The sequence below is a fragment of the Streptomyces sp. NPDC032091 genome (genome assembly GCF_055580265.1).
Genome location: NZ_JBVILR010000041.1, coordinates 1 through 19,541, shown reverse-complemented (window position 1 = coordinate 19,541; position 19,541 = coordinate 1). Strand labels below are relative to the sequence as shown.

18 protein-coding genes are annotated in these 19,541 nt (G+C 71.4%); 9 read left to right on the top strand and 9 right to left on the bottom strand.

What is annotated here, in order from left to right:
- Positions 1-170 precede the first annotated feature (170 nt).
- On the bottom strand, positions 171-992 hold the full coding sequence (locus ACZ5NJ_RS37080) for a pentapeptide repeat-containing protein (protein ID WP_468771100.1): 822 nt from the start codon (positions 990-992) through the stop codon (positions 171-173).
- 61 nt (positions 993-1,053) lie between these two features.
- Here ACZ5NJ_RS37080 and ACZ5NJ_RS37075 point away from each other — a divergent pair, with 61 nt between their 5' ends.
- The 5 genes from ACZ5NJ_RS37075 to ACZ5NJ_RS37055 all read left to right on the top strand — a co-directional run bounded on the left by ACZ5NJ_RS37075 (position 1,054) and on the right by ACZ5NJ_RS37055 (position 6,297).
- Positions 1,054-1,662, top strand: coding sequence for a LysE family transporter (locus tag ACZ5NJ_RS37075; RefSeq protein ID WP_388954249.1), 609 nt, complete (start codon positions 1,054-1,056; stop codon positions 1,660-1,662).
- A gap of 57 nt (positions 1,663-1,719) precedes the next feature.
- The gene (locus ACZ5NJ_RS37070) at positions 1,720-2,541 is read left to right on the top strand and encodes a thioesterase family protein (protein WP_468771098.1); all 822 of its coding nucleotides are present in this window, start codon (positions 1,720-1,722) and stop codon (positions 2,539-2,541) included.
- A gap of 51 nt (positions 2,542-2,592) precedes the next feature.
- Complete coding sequence (locus ACZ5NJ_RS37065; RefSeq protein WP_468771096.1) at positions 2,593-4,317, top strand: serine/threonine-protein kinase; 1,725 nt, start codon at positions 2,593-2,595, stop codon at positions 4,315-4,317.
- 59 nt (positions 4,318-4,376) lie between these two features.
- Positions 4,377-5,396, top strand: coding sequence for a C40 family peptidase (locus ACZ5NJ_RS37060; RefSeq protein WP_468771094.1), 1,020 nt, complete (start codon positions 4,377-4,379; stop codon positions 5,394-5,396).
- 202 nt (positions 5,397-5,598) lie between these two features.
- Positions 5,599-6,297 carry a phosphatase PAP2 family protein gene (locus tag ACZ5NJ_RS37055; protein ID WP_468771092.1) on the top strand — a complete coding sequence of 233 codons (699 nt, stop codon included), beginning with the start codon at positions 5,599-5,601 and terminating at the stop codon, positions 6,295-6,297.
- A 115-nt stretch (positions 6,298-6,412) separates the two neighbouring features.
- Here ACZ5NJ_RS37055 and ACZ5NJ_RS37050 read toward each other — a convergent pair whose 3' ends face one another.
- On the bottom strand, positions 6,413-6,652 hold the full coding sequence (locus ACZ5NJ_RS37050; RefSeq protein WP_468771090.1) for a hypothetical protein: 240 nt from the start codon (positions 6,650-6,652) through the stop codon (positions 6,413-6,415).
- A gap of 487 nt (positions 6,653-7,139) precedes the next feature.
- Between ACZ5NJ_RS37050 and ACZ5NJ_RS37045 the strand changes: the two genes are divergently transcribed.
- On the top strand, positions 7,140-7,994 hold the full coding sequence (locus ACZ5NJ_RS37045; RefSeq protein WP_468771088.1) for an SCO4651 family lipoprotein: 855 nt from the start codon (positions 7,140-7,142) through the stop codon (positions 7,992-7,994).
- A 148-nt stretch (positions 7,995-8,142) separates the two neighbouring features.
- Complete coding sequence (locus ACZ5NJ_RS37040) at positions 8,143-8,295, top strand: hypothetical protein (RefSeq protein ID WP_468771115.1); 153 nt, start codon at positions 8,143-8,145, stop codon at positions 8,293-8,295.
- Positions 8,296-8,308: 13 nt separating this feature from the next.
- On the opposite strand, the gene ACZ5NJ_RS37035 is transcribed toward ACZ5NJ_RS37040, so the two are convergent.
- Positions 8,309-8,629 (bottom strand): metal-sensitive transcriptional regulator, encoded by a 321-nt coding sequence (locus ACZ5NJ_RS37035; RefSeq protein ID WP_042818427.1) that lies wholly within the window; start codon positions 8,627-8,629, stop codon positions 8,309-8,311.
- A 203-nt stretch (positions 8,630-8,832) separates the two neighbouring features.
- Here ACZ5NJ_RS37035 and ACZ5NJ_RS37030 point away from each other — a divergent pair, with 203 nt between their 5' ends.
- Together ACZ5NJ_RS37030 and ACZ5NJ_RS37025 are read left to right on the top strand one after the other, a co-directional pair.
- Positions 8,833-9,453: a DUF47 domain-containing protein gene (locus ACZ5NJ_RS37030; protein ID WP_351892233.1), complete on the top strand. Its 621-nt coding sequence runs from the start codon at positions 8,833-8,835 to the stop codon at positions 9,451-9,453.
- A 5-nt stretch (positions 9,454-9,458) separates the two neighbouring features.
- Positions 9,459-10,460, top strand: coding sequence for an inorganic phosphate transporter (locus tag ACZ5NJ_RS37025; protein ID WP_468771086.1), 1,002 nt, complete (start codon positions 9,459-9,461; stop codon positions 10,458-10,460).
- A gap of 137 nt (positions 10,461-10,597) precedes the next feature.
- On the opposite strand, the gene pstB is transcribed toward ACZ5NJ_RS37025, so the two are convergent.
- From pstB to ACZ5NJ_RS36995, 6 genes are all read right to left on the bottom strand, one after another.
- Positions 10,598-11,374: a phosphate ABC transporter ATP-binding protein PstB gene (pstB, locus tag ACZ5NJ_RS37020; RefSeq protein WP_344162490.1), complete on the bottom strand. Its 777-nt coding sequence runs from the start codon at positions 11,372-11,374 to the stop codon at positions 10,598-10,600.
- A 30-nt stretch (positions 11,375-11,404) separates the two neighbouring features.
- Positions 11,405-12,487, bottom strand: a complete 1,083-nt coding sequence (gene pstA, locus ACZ5NJ_RS37015) for a phosphate ABC transporter permease PstA (protein ID WP_468771085.1) — start codon at positions 12,485-12,487, stop codon at positions 11,405-11,407.
- A complete protein-coding gene (gene pstC / locus ACZ5NJ_RS37010) occupies positions 12,487-13,476 on the bottom strand; it encodes a phosphate ABC transporter permease subunit PstC (protein ID WP_468771083.1) in 990 nt (329 codons plus the stop codon). Before pstC ends, pstA begins: the two co-directional genes overlap by 1 nt.
- Before the next feature lie 206 nt (positions 13,477-13,682).
- On the bottom strand, positions 13,683-14,825 hold the full coding sequence (gene pstS, locus ACZ5NJ_RS37005) for a phosphate ABC transporter substrate-binding protein PstS (protein WP_468771081.1): 1,143 nt from the start codon (positions 14,823-14,825) through the stop codon (positions 13,683-13,685).
- Positions 14,826-16,038: 1,213 nt separating this feature from the next.
- Positions 16,039-17,004: a CHAD domain-containing protein gene (locus ACZ5NJ_RS37000; protein ID WP_468771079.1), complete on the bottom strand. Its 966-nt coding sequence runs from the start codon at positions 17,002-17,004 to the stop codon at positions 16,039-16,041.
- The gene (locus tag ACZ5NJ_RS36995) at positions 16,985-19,267 is read right to left on the bottom strand and encodes an RNA degradosome polyphosphate kinase (RefSeq protein ID WP_468771078.1); all 2,283 of its coding nucleotides are present in this window, start codon (positions 19,265-19,267) and stop codon (positions 16,985-16,987) included. Before ACZ5NJ_RS36995 ends, ACZ5NJ_RS37000 begins: the two co-directional genes overlap by 20 nt.
- Between the last annotated feature and the right edge of the window lie 274 nt (positions 19,268-19,541).

The window sequence follows — 19,541 nt, the reverse complement described above, 5'->3', positions numbered from 1 at the left end:
ATGGCCTGACCTGGTCACTCTGTGTATCACGGGGGGTGACCTCGGGCAATGACTGGCGGCCCGGGGGGTGGCGCGCCGCGGTCGGGGCGCGGTCGTGGCGCTCGGGGGGCGTGCGGGTGCGTGCGGGGCGCACGGGGGGTGGGGCGGGCGCCGGGGTGGCCGGCTCGGGGTCAGGCCCAGTGGGCGGGGCGGCTGAGGGTGGGCGGGATCCGGGTGCGGGCGTCGCCCTGGGCGGCGGCGAGTTGGGGCTGGGTGAGGAAGAGGGTGTCGCGGAGGTCGGCGCCGCGGAGGTTCGTGTCGCGGAGGTCCGCGCCGATCAGGTCGGCGCCGCGGAGGTCGGCGCGGCTGAGGTCGGCGGCGATCAGGTAGGCGCCGCGCAGGTTGGCCCCGCGCAGGTCGGCTCCGGAGAGGCGGGCGCCCATCAGGTCGGCGCCGCGGTGGTTCTTCCGGCGGCCCGGGGACTTGGCCCGGGCCAGCTCGCCGGCCTCCAGGAGGAGGACGTTGATCTCCTGGCGGAGGGCCGGGACGTCGAGGGCGGTGAGGGTCGCCGCGTCCGCCCGGGTGAGGGCCTCCGTCCTGGTGAGGAGGTCGCGGAGGGCCGGGTGGAGCGGGGCGGCCGCCGGGAGGGCGAGGGCGGCGGACATGTAGAAGAGCAGTTCGTGCAGCTGGCGCATCACGGGGAAGGCGTCGAACATCGCCTGCCGGGTGTCGGGGTGGGTGCGCCAGTCCCGGCCCTCGAAGGTGACCTGGGAGATCTGCTGGCCCGCGCCGAAGCAGTCGAAGACCGTGCAGCCCTGGAAGCCCTGGTCCCGCAGGGTGGTGTGGATGCCGCAGCGGAAGTCCTGCCGGAGGTTCTTGCAGGGGGTGCCGGCGGACTTGTTCACGGCGAAGTCGGCCGACTTCGCGAAGGGCAGGGCGACGCAGCAGAGCGCGAAGCAGTTCGCGCAGTCGGCCTGGAGGAGGGGGAGCGCGGGGCGGGGGGAGCTGGACACCCGTCCATTGTCGCTTGAAAGGGGGTTGATCCCCGGACCGGGGGCGGTGAGCATCCCGTGCATGACTGAAGTGATCGCGGTTGCCGTCATTACGCTGCTCGCCGTCGTGAGTCCGGGGGCGGACTTCGCCATGGTCGTGCGGAACAGCTATTTGTACGGGAGGTCGACCGGGCTGTTCGCCGCGGCGGGGGTCGCGGCCGGGGTGCTGGTGCACGTGTCGTACACCATGCTCGGGGTGGGGCTGCTGATCGCCTCGTCGACGGCCCTGTTCACGGCGATCAAGCTGGCGGGGGCGGCGTACCTGGTGTGGATCGGGATCCGTACCTTCCGGGCGCGGTCCGAGCTGACCGTGGACCTGGAGTCGAAGCCGGAGCTGACGCGGCTGGGGGCGCTGAGGTCGGGGTTCCTGACGAACGTGCTGAATCCGAAGACGACGTTGTTCGTCGTTTCCACGTTCACGCAGGTGGTGGGTCCGGACACGGCGGCCTGGCGGCAGGCCGGGTACGGGCTGTTCATGTCGGGGGCGCACCTGGTGTGGTTCGGGGCGGTGGCGCTGTTCTTCTCCCACTCCGCGCTGCGCGAGCGGATGCTCAGGGCGCAGAAGGCGCTGAACCGGGCCATCGGGTCGGTGCTGGTGGGGCTCGGGGTGGGGCTGGGCCTGGCTCGCTGAGGCGGGTGGGCGAGAGGGTCTGGTGCCGGGGGTTACCTGTGGGTAGCGTGCGGCGGCATGGGTGCTGAGGACGGGGCCGGCGGGGTCGGCGAGGTCGGCGGGTTCTACGAGCGGATCGGCGAGGGGCGTTTTCGGGCGACCGGGGCGACGCGCGGGCCGTGGGACCCGGACGCGCAGCACGCCGGGCCGCCCGCCGCGCTGCTCGGACGGGCCGTGGAGGAGCGGCCGGGGGCGCGCGGGGACATGCGGGTCGCCCGGATCACGTACGAGATCCTGCGGCCGGTGCCGATCGGGGAGCTGGCCGTCACCACGTCGGTGCTGCGGGCCGGGCGGGGCACCGAGCTGGTCGAGGCGGCCCTCACCCCGGCGGGCGCGGACGCCCCGGTGATGCTGGCGCGGGCGCTGCGGATCCGGGTGGCGGGGGAGCCGGTGCCGGCGGTGGCCGAGGCGGCGCGGGTGCCGCCGCCGGGGGAGGCGGCGGTGACGCCGTTCTTCCCGGTGCCGTGGGAGACGGGGTACCACACCTCGATGGAGGCCCGGTTCACGCGGGGGGCCTTCACCGAGCCGGGGCCGGGGACCTGCTGGATGCGGATGCGGGTGCCGCTCGTCGCGGGGGAGGCGGTGCGGCCGCTGGACCGGGTGCTGGTCGCGGCGGATTCGGGGAACGGGATCGGCGCGGTGATGGACATCGGGCGGTACGTGTTCGTCAACGGCGACCTGACCGTCCACCTGCACCGGCACCCGGTGGGGGAGTGGGTGTGCGTGGAGGCCCGAACGAGCGTGGACGCGGGCGGCATCGGGCTCGCGGACGCGCGGCTCCACGATGAGAAGGGGCCGATCGGGCGGGGGGTGCAGAGCCTGTTCGTGGCGCCGCGCTGAGGGGCCAACCCCCTTCCCAGCCTGGGGAGTCCGTATGGCACCCTCGTGCGGATGGAGGCGTTGAGGGGGACCGACCCGGACCGGATCGGGGAGCAGAAGTTGCTGGCCCGGCTGGGGGCCGGGGGTATGGGACAGGTGTACCTCGGGCGGTCGCCGGGGGGCCGGCTGGTGGCCATCAAGGTGATCAAAGAGGAGATCACCGGGCATCCCGAGGCGCTGGCGCGCTTCCGGCGGGAGGCGGAGACGGTCCGCGCGGTGCGCTCCGCCTATACGGCGAACCTGATCGACGCGTCGCTGGCGGCGCCGCCGTACTGGCTCGCCACCGAGTACGTGGCCGGGCCCACGCTGAGCCACGCGGTGCGCGCCTTCGGGGCCCTGCCCGCCGCGTCCTGCCGCAGGCTGTTCGCCGCGCTGGCGGAGGGGCTGGCCAGCGTGCACGCGTACGGGGTCACGCACCGGGACCTCAAGCCGCAGAACGTGATCCTCGGCGCCCAGGGGCCGCAGCTCATCGACTTCGGCATCGCCAAGGGCGTCTCCGAGACCGCGCTGACGCAGACCGGGGCCGCCCCGGGCACCCCCGGCTACACGGCCCCCGAGGTGCTGCTGCGCGGGGAGGTGGCGGCCGCGGCCGACGTGTTCGCCCTGGGGGCGACGCTCGCCTACGCGGCCACGGGCCGGGCGCCGTACGGGACGGGGGACCCGACGTCGGTCAACTTCCGCGCGGTGCACGGGGAGATCGACGTCGCGGGTGTGGAGCCCGAGCTGGCGGCGCTGATCAGGTCCTGCGTGGCGGCGGAGCCCGGGGACCGGCCCGTTCCCGCGGAGATCATCCGCCGCTGCGCCGTGGACTCGGCGCTGGTCGACGACCCGGTGTACGCCTCGCTCACGGCGGCGGGCGGCGGTACGGGTCAGGTCCCCGGGACGCTGCCGTCGACCATCGGCCCGGGGCTGCCGGCGCCGCCTTCCGGCTACGTGCCGACGTACGTGCCCGGCGGGGTGCCCGGCGGGCCGGCGGCGCCGACCCGGAAGAGGGGTGTGCCGCGCTGGGCGGTGGCCGTGGTCGCGGGGCTGCTGGTGGGCGGGCTCGGGATGGGCGGGTACCTGCTGCTCCAGGGCGAGAGGGACGCGGGGCACGAGGGGGCGGGGGCCGTCGCCCCGCCGGCCGGCCCCGCCCCCGGGAAGGGGGAGCCGTCGTCCGGGCAGCAGGCTCCGAGCCCGGCCCCGCCCGCTGCGGGCTCGGGGGGCGTGCCCGACCACATCGAGCCGAACAAGGTCTCCAGGGACCTGTGGACCGGCACTGCCACGGGCGGGAGCTGCAACCTCCCCGCCGAGGAGCGGGCGGAGTTCCTGGCGGTCTCCGCCGTGGACGCCGACGACCCGAAGGCGCAGGCGGTCACGGGCAAGGTCAGGATCCGCGTCTACCTGAAGCCGTACAACACGGAGAAGGCGCCCTACGCCGTCTCCGTCGGCGTCAAGCCCCCGCACGAGATCGACGAGAGCACCCAGCGGCCCCTGGAGTCCGTCCGGGACTACAACCACGGCATCGGCTACGCGAGCAAGCCCGTCGACCTCAGGACCCCGGGTCCGGGCGGCGAGGTGGTGCTCACGTATCCGGACGACTTCTCCACGCAGCTCGTGGACAACGAAGGGACCCGGAAGCGGTTTCCGGCCATCCCGCTGGCGAACGATCCCGGCGACTGGACGGTGCTGGTCTACCGCGTCCGGGGCGTGAAGGAGTACAGCAGCCTCTACTGCACCGGCTTTCCGGTGAAATAGTGTCAAGACAGACTGATGAATGCACTGTCAGGCGAGCTGCCATAAGGCAGTGTTGACGGGTGCGCAAATTCTGGGTGGCAAGCGGGATCGGGATCGGCGTGTGCCTGACCTTCGTCGCGCTGCTGGTCGTCGGCACGTACTCGGCGGCGGCCGGTCTGGCGAAGGGCGGCAGGCAAGGGGCCGTCGGGCTGGTCAAGGGGGCGGTCCCGGCGATCTACCAGCCGCTGGTGGAGAAGTGGGGAAACCTTTGCCCCGCCCTCAACCCGGCCATGTTGGCGGCCCAGTTGTACACCGAGAGCAACTGGAAGCCCGACGCGCTCAGCAACGCCGACGCGCGCGGCATCGCCCAGTTCATCCCGGAGACGTGGGCCACGTACGGGGTTGACGGCGACGGCGACGGGGACAAGGACATCTGGGATCCCAAGGACGCCATCCCCTCGGCCGCCACCTACGACTGCCAGCTCTCCAAGGACGTGGCGGGAGTACCGGGGGACCAGTCGGACAATATGCTCGCCGCTTACAACGCCGGTCCCTACCGCGTCATCAAGGCGGGCGGTGTGCCGCCGATCAGCGAGACCCAGGGCTATGTGAAGGCCATCCGCTCCCTGGAGAAGAGCTTCGCCCGCCCCGTCGGGCGGGTGTCGCCGTCGCAGCAGGCCGCCGGGGCCGTGTACTTCGCGCAGAAGCAGCTCGGGACGCCGTATCTGTGGGGTGGTGACGGGACGGCCGCGGACAACGGGCGGTTCGACTGTTCCGGGTTGACCAAGGCGGCGTACGAGACCGTGGGGGTCGAGTTGCCGCGGGTGGCCAACGACCAGTACAACGCCGGGTCCCATCCCTCGCGTGACGAGCTGCTCCCCGGTGATCTGGTCTTCTTCTCCGACGATCTGACGAACTCTCGGGAGATCCGGCACGTCGGGCTCTACGTGGGCGGCGGCTACATGATCAACGCCCCGTACACCGGCGCCGTCATCCGCTTCGACAGGATCGACACCCCCGACTACTTCGGTGCGACCCGGGTCACCAAGGAAGGGGCCGAGGCGCTACCGGAGCGGTCGCCGGCTGCCCCGAAGGCATAGTCGCTCTCCGTGAAGCACAGGCCCTGAGCTGCGACGATGAGTCACCTTTGGATAACGTTCACGTGATCATTCGGCGCGGAGTGGAACCATGGCCGTCAGAACGGGCGTTCCATGGACGCGGGGGTGGATCGGCGGGGGGTTTGAAGGGGGCGCACACCGTCGTGCGCCCGCACGGGACCTAGGCAGCAAGGGGCCGCGTCACATGGCTGGACTCACGACCGGTGGGCCGAATGTGGATGTCAGCCTGCTGTACCGGATCAACGGCATCGCCCGGAGCGCCCCCGAGTGGTTCGACCACGGCGTCTCCCTGCTCGCCTCCTACGGGCTTCCGCTCGCCATGGCCCTCCTCGTGCTGTGGTGCTGGCGCGGGGCCCGGCGCCAGGACGAGGCGGCCGCCGCCGAGTCGTTCGCCGCGCTGGTCTGGGCCCCCCTGGCCGCCGCCCTCGCGCTGCTCGTGAACGTGCCGCTGCGCGGGTTCGTGGCGCGCCCCCGGCCCTTCGTCGCGCACGAGGGCCTGGAGGTGCTCGGCGGTGCGGGCGGCGGGCCGGGCGCCGGGTTCTCCTTCGTCAGCGACCACGCCACCCTCGCGATGGCGCTCGGCATCGGACTGTTCCTCGCCCACCGCCGGCTCGGGCTCGTCGGGATCGGGCTGGCGGTGGCCGAGGGGATGTGCCGGGTCTACCTGGGGGTGCACTACCCGACCGACGTCATCGGGGGCTTCGCGCTCGGCACCGCCGTCGTCCTCGTCCTGGCACCGCTCGCCATGGCCGGGCTGACCCCCCTGGTACGGGCGCTCGCGCGCTCGCCGCGCCTCGGGTGGCTCGTCCGGGCCGGGGACCGGGTCGTGGCCCGGCCCGTGGAGCTGGCGCAGCGGCCGGCCGAGAGCGACCTGGCCGCCTGAGCCCGCGGGGCCCCGGGGCCCTACGGGTTCCACAGCGCCAGCAGGAGCGCCACCAGCAGGCACAGGCCCGCCGCGCCGAAGCACAGCCGGACCGCCGTCGGACGCTGGCGGGGCGTCACGGGCCGCCGCCCTCACCACCGTTGCCGCCCGGCTGCTCCGCCTCCTCGCGGCGGTAGCGGGAGCGCAGCCACAGCCCCGTGACCACCGCCGCGGCGGTGGTGAGCCCGACGGCCAGGGCCACGTCGGCCGGCCCGTCCGCCGAGCCCACGGGGCGGGCCCAGGCCGCCGCGGCCGGAGTGAGCGCGATCAGCAGGGCCCAGAGCAGGGTCACGAGGCGGGGTGCGGTTCCTGGCATGCCTCCAGCGCAACCGGTCGCGGGGCCCCCGGCCAGCCGGGACGTCCGAACGGGCGACACGCCCGGCCGCGGGGGGCCAGGCGAGAACCGGAAGAGCGGGCTACGGGGCTGCGCGCCGCAGGGTTACGGCGTGGCGGTGTGTCTCGTGGCGTCCCTGCGGGCCAGGTCCCGGGAGCGGCGGGCCGGGCCGGTCCAGCCGCAGCTGCACACGGCCAGGCAGAAGGAGCCCCGCTCGGCGGTGCTGGTGGTGTGTCCGGAAGGTGTCTGCGCGCCTTCCGCGGGGTGACGCGGGTCGGGCACAGCGGTAAACGGAGCGGGCTGGGTCGCCTTGGTGTGCGGATCCACGACTCAACGGTACCGGGGCCCGGCCAGTGCCGGTACGGGGCCTGGCCACTTCCGGACCGTGACGGGAAACCCCGGACCTCGTTAACCGGAGCGGGTGGGGGCCTCGGGCAAGCAGCGGTCATGCGTTGGGGGTTGGCAGGCGATGGTGGTGCACCAGCACAGGCGGCGACGACGGCGTGCGGGCGAGGCGGTGCTCGCGGCCTGCGTGGCCGTCACCGTGGCCGCGCTGGGCGGATGCGGTGCCGCGAGCGGAACGGTGGCCGGCGGCGGCGCGGGCGACGACCGCCCCCCGGGCGACCCGGCGACGGCGGTCCGCGCGGCCGCCGACGCGCTGGCCGCCACCGGGAGCGCGCAGGCCCGTACGGCGATGGAAATGGCCACCGGCGGGACCCGGGTGACCATCCGGGGCGAGGGCGGCGTCGACTTCCGCAAGCGGATGGGACAGCTGCTGGTGATGCTGCCCGCCGACGTCAAGGGACAGCCCGAGCACCGGCCGATCACCGAGCTGCTCGTCCCCGGCGCGCTCTACATGAAGAACCGGGGCGCCGGGGTCCCCGACGACAAGTGGGTCCGCCTCGACACGGCGTCCCTCCCCGACGGGAACCTCGTCACGGGCGGGGCCACCGATCCGCTGGCCGCCGCGGAGCTGCTGCGGGGCGCGCAGCAGGTGACGTACGTCGGCGAGAGCGACTTGGCGGGCACCAAGGTGCGGCACTACCGGGGGACGACGGACATCGGGCGGGCCGCGCAGAGCGCCTCCCCGGGGGTCAGGGAAGCCCTGCGGGCGGCGGCGAAAGGGTTCAGCAAGGACAGCGTGCCCTTCGACGCCTACCTGGACGAGGAGGGTCGCCTGCGGAAGGTCCGCCACCGGTTCACGTACGTCAAGAATGGCGTGATCGATGTCTCCTCGACGACGCTGCTGTACGGCTTCGGGACCCCCGTGACCGTCGTATTGCCCGCGGAAGGGGACATTTACGCCGGGAAGATCGCCGAGTAGCCGACCGGAACGGCCCGGGCGGTACGTCCGGGCCATGGCTCCACTATCCGGAAATGGTCCATCCGTGTCATGCGCGCTACGAGCGGCGGTCCCTACGCTGGGAAGCCGGGTGCCGGACGGGCGATGGCGGCAGAGAGAGGTGACACGCGTGACTCCCGCAGGCGGTACGACGGTGCAGGACCACGTGGCGCTCGCCGAGATCGAGCTCTGCGGGGAGCTGATCATCGCGGCGTCGGCCGCGGTCGAGGAACGGCTCAGTCAGGACCGGATCGACGAGGTGCTGATGGGGATCGGGCCGTAGCGGGCGGAGCCGCTCAGCTGCGCAGGAGGCGGGCGATGGCCTTCGTGGCCTCCTCCACCTTCGCGTCGATCTCGGTGCCGCCCTTGACGGCGGCGTCCGCCACGCAGTGGCGCAGGTGCTCCTCCAGGAGCTGGAGGGCGAAGGACTGGAGGGCCTTCGTGCTCGCCGACACCTGGGTGAGTATGTCGATGCAGTACACGTCCTCGTCGACGAGCCGCTGGAGGCCCCGGATCTGGCCCTCGATCCGGCGCAGCCGCTTGAGGTGCTCGTCCTTCTGGTGGTGATAGCCGTGGACGGGAACGGCCCCGGAGCCCTCCGCCTCGATGGTCGTCATGAGTCCTCCCGTGGTCCGGTACGAGGGGGTATATACCCCTCATGGGTATAGGTTACGTCGCCCGGGCCGCAGGGACAGGGATCCGCAGGGCCCACTCTGCCCGTTCTGCCTGATGCACGACACCCGGGACCGCCGGTTAGCCGTGGCCGGGGGATGCGCCTAGCATCAGCCTGACCGAATCCAATGCACCCCGAGGACCCCACGTGCGATTTCGTCTGACCCCCAGGGAGACGAGCTTCTACGACATGTTCGCCGCATCCGCGGACAACATCGTCACGGGCTCGAAGCTCCTGATGGAACTGCTCGGAGCGGATCCCTCCGCCCGGGCCGAGATCGCGGAGCGGATGCGTGCCGCCGAGCACGCCGGGGACGATGCCACCCACGCGATCTTCCACCAGCTGAACTCCTCGTTCATCACGCCGTTCGACCGCGAGGACATCTACAGCCTGGCCTCGTCGCTCGACGACATCATGGACTTCATGGAGGAGGCCGTCGACCTCGTCGTCCTCTACAACGTCGAGGAACTGCCCAAGGGCGTGGAGCAGCAGATCGAGGTCCTGGCGCGGGCCGCCGAGCTGACCGCCGAGGCCATGCCGCACCTGCGGACCATGACCAACCTGACCGAGTACTGGATCGAGGTCAACCGGCTGGAGAACCAGGCCGACCAGATCCACCGCAAGCTGCTCGCCCAGCTCTTCAACGGCAAGTACGACGCCATCGAGGTGCTGAAGCTCAAGCAGATCGTCGATGTGCTGGAAGAGGCCGCCGACGCGTTCGAGCACGTCGCGAACACGGTGGAGACCATCGCGGTCAAGGAGTCCTGAACCTCGTGGACACCTTCGCTCTGGTCGTGACCATCGGTGTCGCGCTCGGCTTCACGTATACGAACGGTTTCCACGACTCCGCGAACGCCATCGCGACCTCCGTCTCGACGCGGGCCCTGACCCCGCGCGCGGCGCTCGCGATGGCCGCGGTGATGAACCTCGCCGGTGCCTTCCTCGGCAGCGGTGTGGCGCACACGGTCAGCAAGGGGCTGATCGAGACCCCGCACGGCAACCGCGGCATGTGGATCCTCTTCGCCGCCCTGGTCGGCGCGATCGTCTGGAACCTGATCACCTGGTACTTCGGGCTGCCCTCGTCCTCCTCGCACGCGCTGTTCGGCGGCATGGTGGGCGCGGCGCTGGCCGGCGGGATCGGCGTGCTGTGGGACGGGGTGCTGGAGAAGGTCGTCATCCCGATGCTCCTGTCACCGGTCGTCGGCCTGATCGTCGGCTACCTGGTGATGGTCGCCATCCTGTGGATGTTCCGCCGCTCCAACCCGCACAAGGCCAAGCGCGGCTTCCGCATCGCGCAGACCGTCTCCGCGGCCGGCATGGCCCTCGGACACGGTCTGCAGGACGCCCAGAAGACCATGGGCATCGTGGTGATGGCCCTGGTCATCGCCGATGTGCAGGGCGCCGACGACCCGATCCCGGTCTGGGTGAAGATCGCGTGCGCCGTGATGCTGTCGCTGGGCACGTACGCGGGCGGCTGGCGCATCATGCGCACCCTCGGCCGCAAGATCATCGAGCTGGACCCGCCGCAGGGCTTCGCGGCGGAGACCACCGGCGCCTCGATCATGTTCGCCACCGCCTTCCTCTTCAAGGCGCCGATCTCCACCACCCACGTGATCACCTCGGCGATCATGGGTGTGGGCGCGACCAAGCGGGTCAACGCGGTCCGCTGGGGCGTGGCCAAGAACATCATCCTCGGCTGGTTCATCACCATGCCGGCGGCGGCCCTGGTCGCCGCGCTCTGCTTCTGGCTCGCGGACCTGGCCTTCGTCGGCTGAGACGGCGGCCCGGCCGCACGCGGTACGGAAACGGGCCGGCTCCCCCCACCCAGGGGGAGCCGGCCCTCTTTCCTTCCATCCTGCGGTGGCACCGCCATGCAGCACCGCAGGACGACCGCGCGAGCGGCCCCGGCGCTTTAGCCGAAGCGGCCCGAGATGTAGTCCTCGGTCGCCTGGACGGACGGGTTGGAGAAGATCCGGTCCGTGTCGTCGATCTCGATCAGCTTTCCGGGCTGACCGACGGCGGCGAGGTTGAAGAAGGCGGTGCGGTCCGAGACGCGGGCCGCCTGCTGCATGTTGTGGGTCACGATGACGATCGTGAACCGCTCCTTGAGCTCGCCGATCAGGTCCTCGATGGCGAGGGTGGATATCGGGTCGAGGGCGGAGCAGGGCTCGTCCATCAGCAGGACCTGCGGCTCGACCGCGATGGCGCGGGCGATGCACAGACGCTGCTGCTGGCCGCCGGAGAGGCCGGAGCCGGGCTTGTTCAGGCGGTCCTTGACCTCGTTCCAGAGGTTCGCGCCCTGGAGCGACCGCTCCACGATGTCCGTGAGCTCGGACTTCTTGTAGCTGCCGTTCAGGCGCAGGCCCGCCGCCACGTTGTCGAAGATCGACATGGTGGGGAAGGGGTTGGGGCGCTGGAAGACCATGCCGACGGTGCGGCGCACCGCGACCGGGTCCACGTTCGAGCCGTACAGGTTCTCGTCGTCCAGCAGCACCTTGCCCTCGACGCGGCCGCCGGGGGTGACCTCGTGCATTCGGTTCAGGGTGCGCAGGAAGGTGGACTTGCCGCAGCCGGAGGGGCCGATGAAGGCCGTCACGGAGCGGGGTTCCACGGTCATCGAGATGTCATCGATGGCCTTGTGGCTGCCGTAGAAGGCGGAGAGGCCGCTGACGTCGATTCGCTTGGCCATGAGGGGTCACTTCGCTTTCGGTTGGTCGCGTCAGCGACCGGTCTTCGGGGCCTTCCAGCGGGCGATGCCGCGGGCCACCAGATTCAGGATCATGACGAAGGCGATCAGGACGAGCGCCGCGGCCCAGGCACGGTCGTAGGAGGCTTCACTGCCGACCTTGTACTGCTCCCAGATGTACAGCGGGAGCGAGGACTGGGCACCTTCGAAGGGGTTGCCGTTGATCAGCTGCGATCCGAAGACCAGCAGCATGATCGGCGCGGTCTCGCCGGCGATGCGGGCGACGGCCAGCATGACACCGGTGGAGATGCCGCCGATGGCCGTGGGCAGGACGACCTTGAGGATCACGCGCCACTTCGGCACACCGAGGGCCAGGGCGGCCTCGCGCAGCTCGTTCGGGACGAGCTTGAGCATCTCCTCGGTGGAGCGGACGACGACGGGCATCATCAGGATCGACAGGGCCATCGCGCCGCCGAAGCCGGACGGGCCGAAGCCGAGCATCAGGTTCCAGGTCGTCAGGATGAACAGGCCCGCGACGATGGAGGGGATGCCGGTCATGACGTCGACGAAGAAGGTGACCGACTTGGCGAGGCGGCCCTTGCCGTACTCGACCAGGTAGACGGCGGTCAGCAGGCCGATGGGCGCCGCGATCAGGGTGGCGAGGCCGACCTGCTCCAGGGTGCCGAGCAGTGCGTGGTAGACGCCGCCGCCCTTCTCGAAGCTGGTCACGCCGTTCATGGAGTGGCTGAGGAAGTCCCCGCTCAGGGTCTTCGCGCCGCGGCTGATCGTCGTCCACATCAGGGACAGCAGCGGGACGACCGCGAGGACGAAGCAGACCCAGACGACGGAGGTCGCGACGCGGTCCTTGGCCTGGCGGCGGTTCTCGACGACCGAGCTGGCGGTGTACGTGATCACGACGAACAGGAGGGCGGCGATCAGGCCCCACTGGACCTTGCTGCTCAGGTCGAAGACCAGGCCGATGACCGTGCCGAGGACGGCGGAGGCGGCGGCGATGCCGGCGGGGGCCCAGCGGGGCAGGCCGCCGCGGGTCAGGCCGGAGGGGGCGGGGGACCTGTGGGCCGGAGCGGGCCGGTGGTCCTGGAGGGTGTGGCTCATCAGGCGTTCGCCCCCGAGAAGTCCTTGCGACGGGCGATGATCAGGCGCGCGGCGCCGTTGACCAGCAGGGTGAGCAGGAAGAGGACGAGACCGGAGGCGATGAGCGCGTCACGGCCGAACTCGTTGGCCTCGTCGAACTTCGCGGCAATGTTCTGCGCGAAGGTGCCGCCGCCCGGGTCGAGGATGTGCCCGGAGATCAGGAAGCTCGGGGAGAGGACGGTGGCCACGGCCATGGTCTCGCCGAGCGCGCGGCCGAGGCCGAGCATGGAGGCGGAGATGACGCCGGAGCGGCCGAAGGGCAGCACCGACAGGCGGATGACCTCCCAGCGGGTCGCGCCGAGGGCCAGGGCGGCCTCCTCGTTCATGCGCGGGACCTGGAGGAAGACCTCGCGGCTGACGCTCGTCACGATCGGCAGGATCATGATCGCGAGCAGGATGCCGACGGTGAACAGCGAGCGGGCGACGCCGACCTGGGTCTTGTCGAAGACGTAGGTCCAGCCGAGGTACTGGTCGAGCCAGAGGTTCAGCCCGTTCAGCTGCGGCACGAGGAAGAGGGCGCCCCAGATGCCGTAGATGATCGACGGCACGGCGGCCAGCAGGTCGACCACGTAGGCGAGGGGCGCGGCCAGCTTGCGCGGCGCGTAGTGCGAGATGAACAGGGCGATGCCGACGGCGATCGGAACCGCGATGGCCATCGCGATGACCGAGCTGACGACGGTGCCGAAGAGCAGGACGGCGATGCCGAAGACGGGGGGCCGGGCGGAGGCGTTCCAGTCGAAGGTGGTGAGGAAGTTCCCCTCGTTCTTCGACAGGGCGATGCTGGCCCGGTAGGTGAGGAAGGCGGCGATCGACGCCATGATCACCAGGAGCAGGATGCCGGAGCCCTTCGAGAGCCCGGAGAAGATCTTGTCACCGGCGCGGCCGGTGGACCTTCCGCTCTTGGAGACGGGCGGAGCCGTTTCTATGCGGGTGGGTGTGCTGGAAGCCATGGTCTTTCCGGTCTGTGTGGGGGGCGAGCCCCCTGGCGGCGGTGCACCGGATTCCCCCGGGTGGAGGGGGAGGGTCCCCGGGCCGGCCCGCCCTGGGGGTCCCCCGGACGAAGCCTGGGGGAGGGGGCGGGCCGGACCTCGGGGGTCAGGACTGAGCCTCGTGGCTCCGGAGCCGTCGGGCCTCGCGGCCTTCGGGCTCCAGGGCCTTACGCGAGGGACTTGATGACCTCGCGGACCTTGCTGTTGATCTCGGTCGGGATGGGGGCGTAGCCGTTCTCGGTGAGGGCCTTCTGGCCGGCGTCCGAGGCGGTGTACTCCAGGAAGGACTTCACGGTGCCGAGCGTCTCGGGCTTGTTGCCCTTGTCGCAGACGACCTCGTAGGTGACCAGGACGATCGGGTACGCGCCCTCGGCCTTGGTGGCGTAGTCGAGCTTGAGGGCCAGGTCCGAGCCGGTGCCGGTGACCTTGGCGGCGGAGATGGCCTTGGAGGCGTTCTCCGGGGTGGCCTTGACCGGGGCGGAGGCGCCGGTGTTCACGTCGATCGTCTTGATGCTCTGCGAGGTGGCGTACGAGAGCTCGAAGTAGCCGATCGCGCCGTCGACGGCCTTGACCTGGGAGGCGACACCGGCGGAGCCGGAGGCGGCCTGGCCACCGGGGGCCGGCCACTTCTTCGAGGCGTCGTAGGACCAGGCGTCAGGGGCGGCGGCCTTGAGGTACTTGCCGAGGTTCTCGGTGGTGCCCGAGTCCTCGGAGCGGTGGAAGGCCTGGATGGCGGTGGAGGGAAGCGTGACGCCGGGGTTCAGCTTCTTGATCGCCTCGTCGTCCCACTTCTTGATCTTGTCGTTGAAGATGTTGGCGATCGTCGCGGCGTCGAGGTTCAGCTTGTCCACGCCGGCGACGTTGAAGCCGAGGGCGATGGGGCCGCCGACCATCGGCAGGTTGATGCCCTGGCCGCCGCCGGTGCAGACCTTCTTCGAGTCCTCGACCTGCTCGGGCTTCAGCGCGGAGTCCGAGCCGGCGAAACCGACGGTGCCCTGGTTGAACGCGACGATGCCCTCGCCGGAGGAGGAGGACTTGTAGTTCACCTCGACGCCGGAGCAGGCGGCCATGTAGTTCTTGACCCACAGGTCCACGGCGTTCTTCTGGGCGGAGGAGCCGGAGGCGAGCAGCTTGCCCTTGGCGCCGTCGCACTTGATGTCGCCGGGGGCGGGGGCCGAGGCCTTCGGGGTGCCGTCGGCGCCGGTCTTCGTGTTGTCGTCCGAGCCGCACGCCGTGAGGACCAGGGCGCCGGACACGACGAGGGCCCCGAGGGCGGAGGCACGAAGCCGGTTCTTGCGCTGAAGCTTCACTGTTCGGGTGTTCCTTCCGGGGGGCCGCCGGCCGCTTTCTGGTATCGGGGCGGCGTGCGAAGAGGACTACGTGGTCGGTGGGGTGCGCGGCCGTTCATTCCCGTTCGGCTCGCACCGTGCGCTACCGAAATTAGGCAGAACAGGTGACGGGGTCGGCGGGGGTTGGTGAACGGATGGTGAACCGTGGCGGACGGGCGAGTGCGGATGGGGGGGTTTGTACCTGGGATTAAGCGGGCGTTATCCGCCCGTTATGGTGCCGTGACCTTCCGGTGGGGGGTGGGGGTGGGGTGGGGGTGGGGTGGCTGGATTCCACCGGTGGGGGGTGGGGCGGGGTCGGGGGTGGGCGGGACCCGAGCGGGGCGGTCTCAGGGAGGGTTGGGGCTTTCCCGTCAGTCTCATCGTCCTTCCGCGTCGGGCCGGCCTGTCAAGGGCGCTCCCTTCGGTCGCGTCGCTGCGCGATCGCCTGCGGCGACCCTTGACAGACCGTCCCGCCACGGAAAAACGAAGACTGCCGGGAAACCCCCAAAGAAACGGGACGGATGTTCATAGGACATGCGGCCATGTCAGGGAGCAGGCGAGGTCGTCGGGGGTCGCCTGACCGGGCATCCGGCCCCGTCGCGAGCGCAATCGGGGACGACCCACGCGTCAGATCGCTACGCGCTTCTCCCGGCTTAGCGTCTGCCGTCCGTCTGGGGTCGCTGCCTGCACGAAAGGACGATGAGATCGTCATCCGGGGCCGGTGGGCGCGTCAGATCGCTACGCGCTCCTCATTCCTCAGCGTCCGGCGGTCGTTTTGGCTTTCTGACCGCACCAGACGACGAGTGGCAGGGCATCCCAGCCCACGACCACCCCTGGACGCCGAGACGAGAGGAGCGCGTAGCGATCTGACGCGTAGGGCGTTCCCCATTGCGCTCGCGAGGGGGCCGGATGGATGTCTGCCGGCTCCCGACCACCCCGGAGGGTCCCTGAGTCCGCCGCATCTGCCATGAACATCCGTCCCGTTTCTTTGGGGGTTTCCCGGCAGTCCTTGTCTTTCCGGTTCGGGTCGGGCTGTCAAGGGTGGCCGGAGGCCATCGCGTAGCGACGCGACGAAGGAGCGCCCTTGACAGGGCGGCCCGAACCGGAAGGACAGTGGGACTGACGGGAAAGCCCCAACCCTTCTCCGAGACCGCTCAGGGAGGTCCCGACCCTCCCCGGCCCCGCCCCGCCCCCCTCACGGCGCCGCCGGGACCGCCGCCGTCGGGGTCCACAGGGTGTGGAAGGCGAGGCGGGTGGCTTCCACCGCGTGGCGCTGGTCGGCGTGGAGGACGCCCAGGGCGTACGCCGTCGCCGGGGCGATGCGCGGGGTGCGGGCGGCCGTCGCCGAGGCGGTGGCCGCCTCCGAGGCGTCCCGGTGCTGGTTCAGCGCCTCGCTCGCCGCCGCCAGGTGGGGCTCGTACGTCCCCAGGGCCTCACGGGCGTAGCGGTGCACGCGCAGCAGGCGGCGTACCTCGTGCCAGGCGGCGTCCGCGTGCGCCGAGTACGGGGTGGCGGCGTCGGTCGCGGGGAGGGCGGCGACCGCCGCGCCCAGGCGGGAGCCGGCGACCTCCGCCAGTGGGGTCAGGACGTCGTCCACGCGCCCGCCGGCCGCCACCGGGTCCAGCGGGACCTCCGAGGCGAGGACCGCCACCGCGTCCGCCACCGCGTGGAACCGGGCCGAGCCCAGTGCCTGGAGGGTCGCCGAGTGGGCCCGGGTCCGGGCCAGGGTGAGCTGGCGTTCCAGCAGGGCGCCCGCGCGGGCGGCGCCGACCGTCAGCGCGCTCGCGGCGGTGCCGCGCGGGGCCGGGACCTCGGGGGAGGCCGAGAGCCGTTGCAGGGCCTCCATCAGGCGGGACAGCCGGGCCGCGTACGCGTGCTCGTCCGCCAGGGTGGAGGACAGCCAGACGAGCTCGGTGCGCAGCGGGTCCGCCCAGCTCACCTGGGTGACGACGCGGAACGTGCTCAGGGACGAGGCGATGCGGCGCGCGGCCCCCCGCAGGCCGTGCGCCGCCTCGCCCTCGTCCCCGCCCGGGGGACCGCCCCCCGGGCCCGCCGCGCCTGCGTCATGCAGGCGCAGCGCGCGCAGGAAAGCGGTGGCCTGGGAACGCAGGTACACGCCGAGCACGTCACCTGCGGTCGGGTCATGGTTTGGCTGAGCCACGCCGGCGCCTCCGGGCGTCTATGAGCATCTCCTGAACGTGCCGCAGCGGCTGGCCTTCGGCGTCGGTGCTGTGCCGGGTCCATTCGCCGTCCGGGCCGAGGTGCCAGGAGGAGGTGGCGTCGGACATGCCGGTCTCCAGCATCCGGTCCAGTGCCGCGCGGTGGCCGGGGTCGGTGACCCTGACCAGTGCCTCGATGCGGCGGTCGAGGTTGCGGTGCATCATGTCGGCGCTGCCGATCCACACCTCGGGCTCGCCGCCGTTGCCGAAGGCGAAGACCCGGGAGTGTTCCAGGAAGCGGCCGAGGACCGAGCGGACCCGGATGTTCTCCGACAGCCCCGGCACCCCCGGTCGTACGGCGCAGATGCCGCGCACCCAGATGTCGATCGGGACGCCCACCCGGGAGGCCCGGTAGAGGGCGTCGATCAGGGCCTCGTCGACGATCGAGTTCATCTTCAGCCGGACCGACGCCGGGCGGCCGGACCGGTGGTGGTCGGCCTCCTTGTCTATGCGCGCTATGAGCCCGTCGCGCAGGGACTTGGGGGCGGTCAGCAGCCGGCGGTAGGTCTCGCGGCGGGAGTAGCCGGAGAGCCGGTTGAAGAGGTCGGAGAGGTCCGCGCCGACCTGCGGGTCGGCGGTGAGCAGGCCGAGGTCCTCGTACAGGCGGGCGGTCTTGGGGTGGTAGTTGCCGGTGCCGACGTGGCTGTAGCGGCGCAGGGTGTCGCCCTCCTGGCGGACCACGAGCGACAGCTTGCAGTGGGTCTTGAGGCCGACGAGGCCGTAGACCACGTGGCAGCCGGACTCCTCCAGCTTGCGCGCCCACTTGATGTTGGCCTGCTCGTCGAAGCGGGCCTTGATCTCGACGAGGACGAGGACCTGCTTGCCGGATTCCGCGGCGTCGATCAGGGCGTCGACGATCGGGGAGTCGCCGGAGGTGCGGTACAGCGTCTGCTTGATCGCGAGGACGTCCGGGTCGGCGGCGGCCTGTTCCAGGAAGGCCTGGACCGACGTCGAGAAGGAGTCGTACGGGTGGTGGAGCAGGACGTCGCGTTCGCGCAGCGCGGCGAAGATGTCGGGCGCGGAGGCGGACTCCACCTCGGCCAGGTCACGGTGGGTGCCGGCGACGAACTTGGGGTACTTCAGCTCGGGCCGGTCGAGGGAGGAGATCCCGAAGAGGGCCGTCAGGTCGAGCGGGCCGGGCAGCGGGTAGACCTCGGCGGCGGAGACCTTCAGCTCCTGGACGAGGAGGTCCAGCACGCCGGGGTCGATGGACTCCTCGACCTCCAGGCGCACGGGCGGGCCGAAGCGGCGCCGCATGAGCTCCTTCTCCAGGGCCTGGAGGAGGTTCTCGGCGTCGTCCTCCTCGACCTCCAGGTCCTCGTTGCGGGTCACGCGGAACATGTGGTGCGCGAGCACCTCCATGCCGGGGAACAGCTCCTCCAGGTGCGCGGCGATGACGTCCTCCAGCGGGACGTAGCGCTGCGGGGAGGCCTCCAGGAAGCGGCTGAGCAGCGGGGGCACCTTGACGCGGGCGAAGTGCCGGTGGCCGCTGACGGGGTTGCGCACGACGACGGCCAGGTTCAGCGACAGGCCGGAGATGTACGGGAAGGGGTGTGCGGGGTCCACGGCCAGCGGGGTGAGCACCGGGAAGATCTGGTTGCGGAACAGGGTGAAGAGGCGCGCCTGCTCCTTCTCGGTGAGGTCGGGCCACCGGATGAGGTGGATGCCCTCCTCGGCGAGCTGGGGGGCGATGTCCTGCTGGTAGCAGGCGGCGTGCCGGGCCATGAGCTCGCGGGAGCGGGTCCAGATGAGGTCGAGGACCTCGCGGGGCTGGAGGCCGGAGGCCGAACGGGTGGCGACGCCGGTCGCGATGCGGCGCTTGAGGCCGGCGACGCGGACCATGAAGAACTCGTCGAGGTTGCTCGCGAAGATCGCCAGGAAGTTGGCGCGTTCGAGGAGCGGGGTGGTGGGGTCCTCGGCCAGTTCGAGGACCCGTTCGTTGAAGGCCAGCCAGCTGCGTTCGCGGTCGAGGAACCGGTCGGCGGGGAGCTCGCCGGTGTCGTCCTTGTCCTCGTAGACGTCGAGGTCGGCGTCGAGATCGGGGTCGAGGGGGCGGTGCGCGGCTATGGAGCCGAGGCGCGACTTCGCCGGTGCCTTTTCCTCTGCCTTGCTCCGCGTTTTGGAGGCGGAGGAGACCGCGGCGGAGGTGTGAGACGGGTGCTGTGCGGGGACCTCGGTGGGGCCTGCGCTGGGCTGGTGGCTCATACCTCTATTCTTCCGCGCACGGGGGAGGACAGGCGCGTCGGAAGTGTCCGCGGTCAGGCGGAGTCGGGGCTGCATGCTGGGAGGCTCGCAAGCGTGTCTGAATGCCCGGTTAATGGCGTATGGCTTCCAGACTCCGGGTGCGGGCGGGATTCCGGGGGGCGCTGGCCGGGGTCGGGGGTGGGCGGGGTCCCGGCGGGGCGGTCTCAGGGAGGGGTTGGGGCTTTCCCGTCAGTCTCATCGTCCTTCCGTGTCGGGCCGGCCTGTCAAGGGCGCT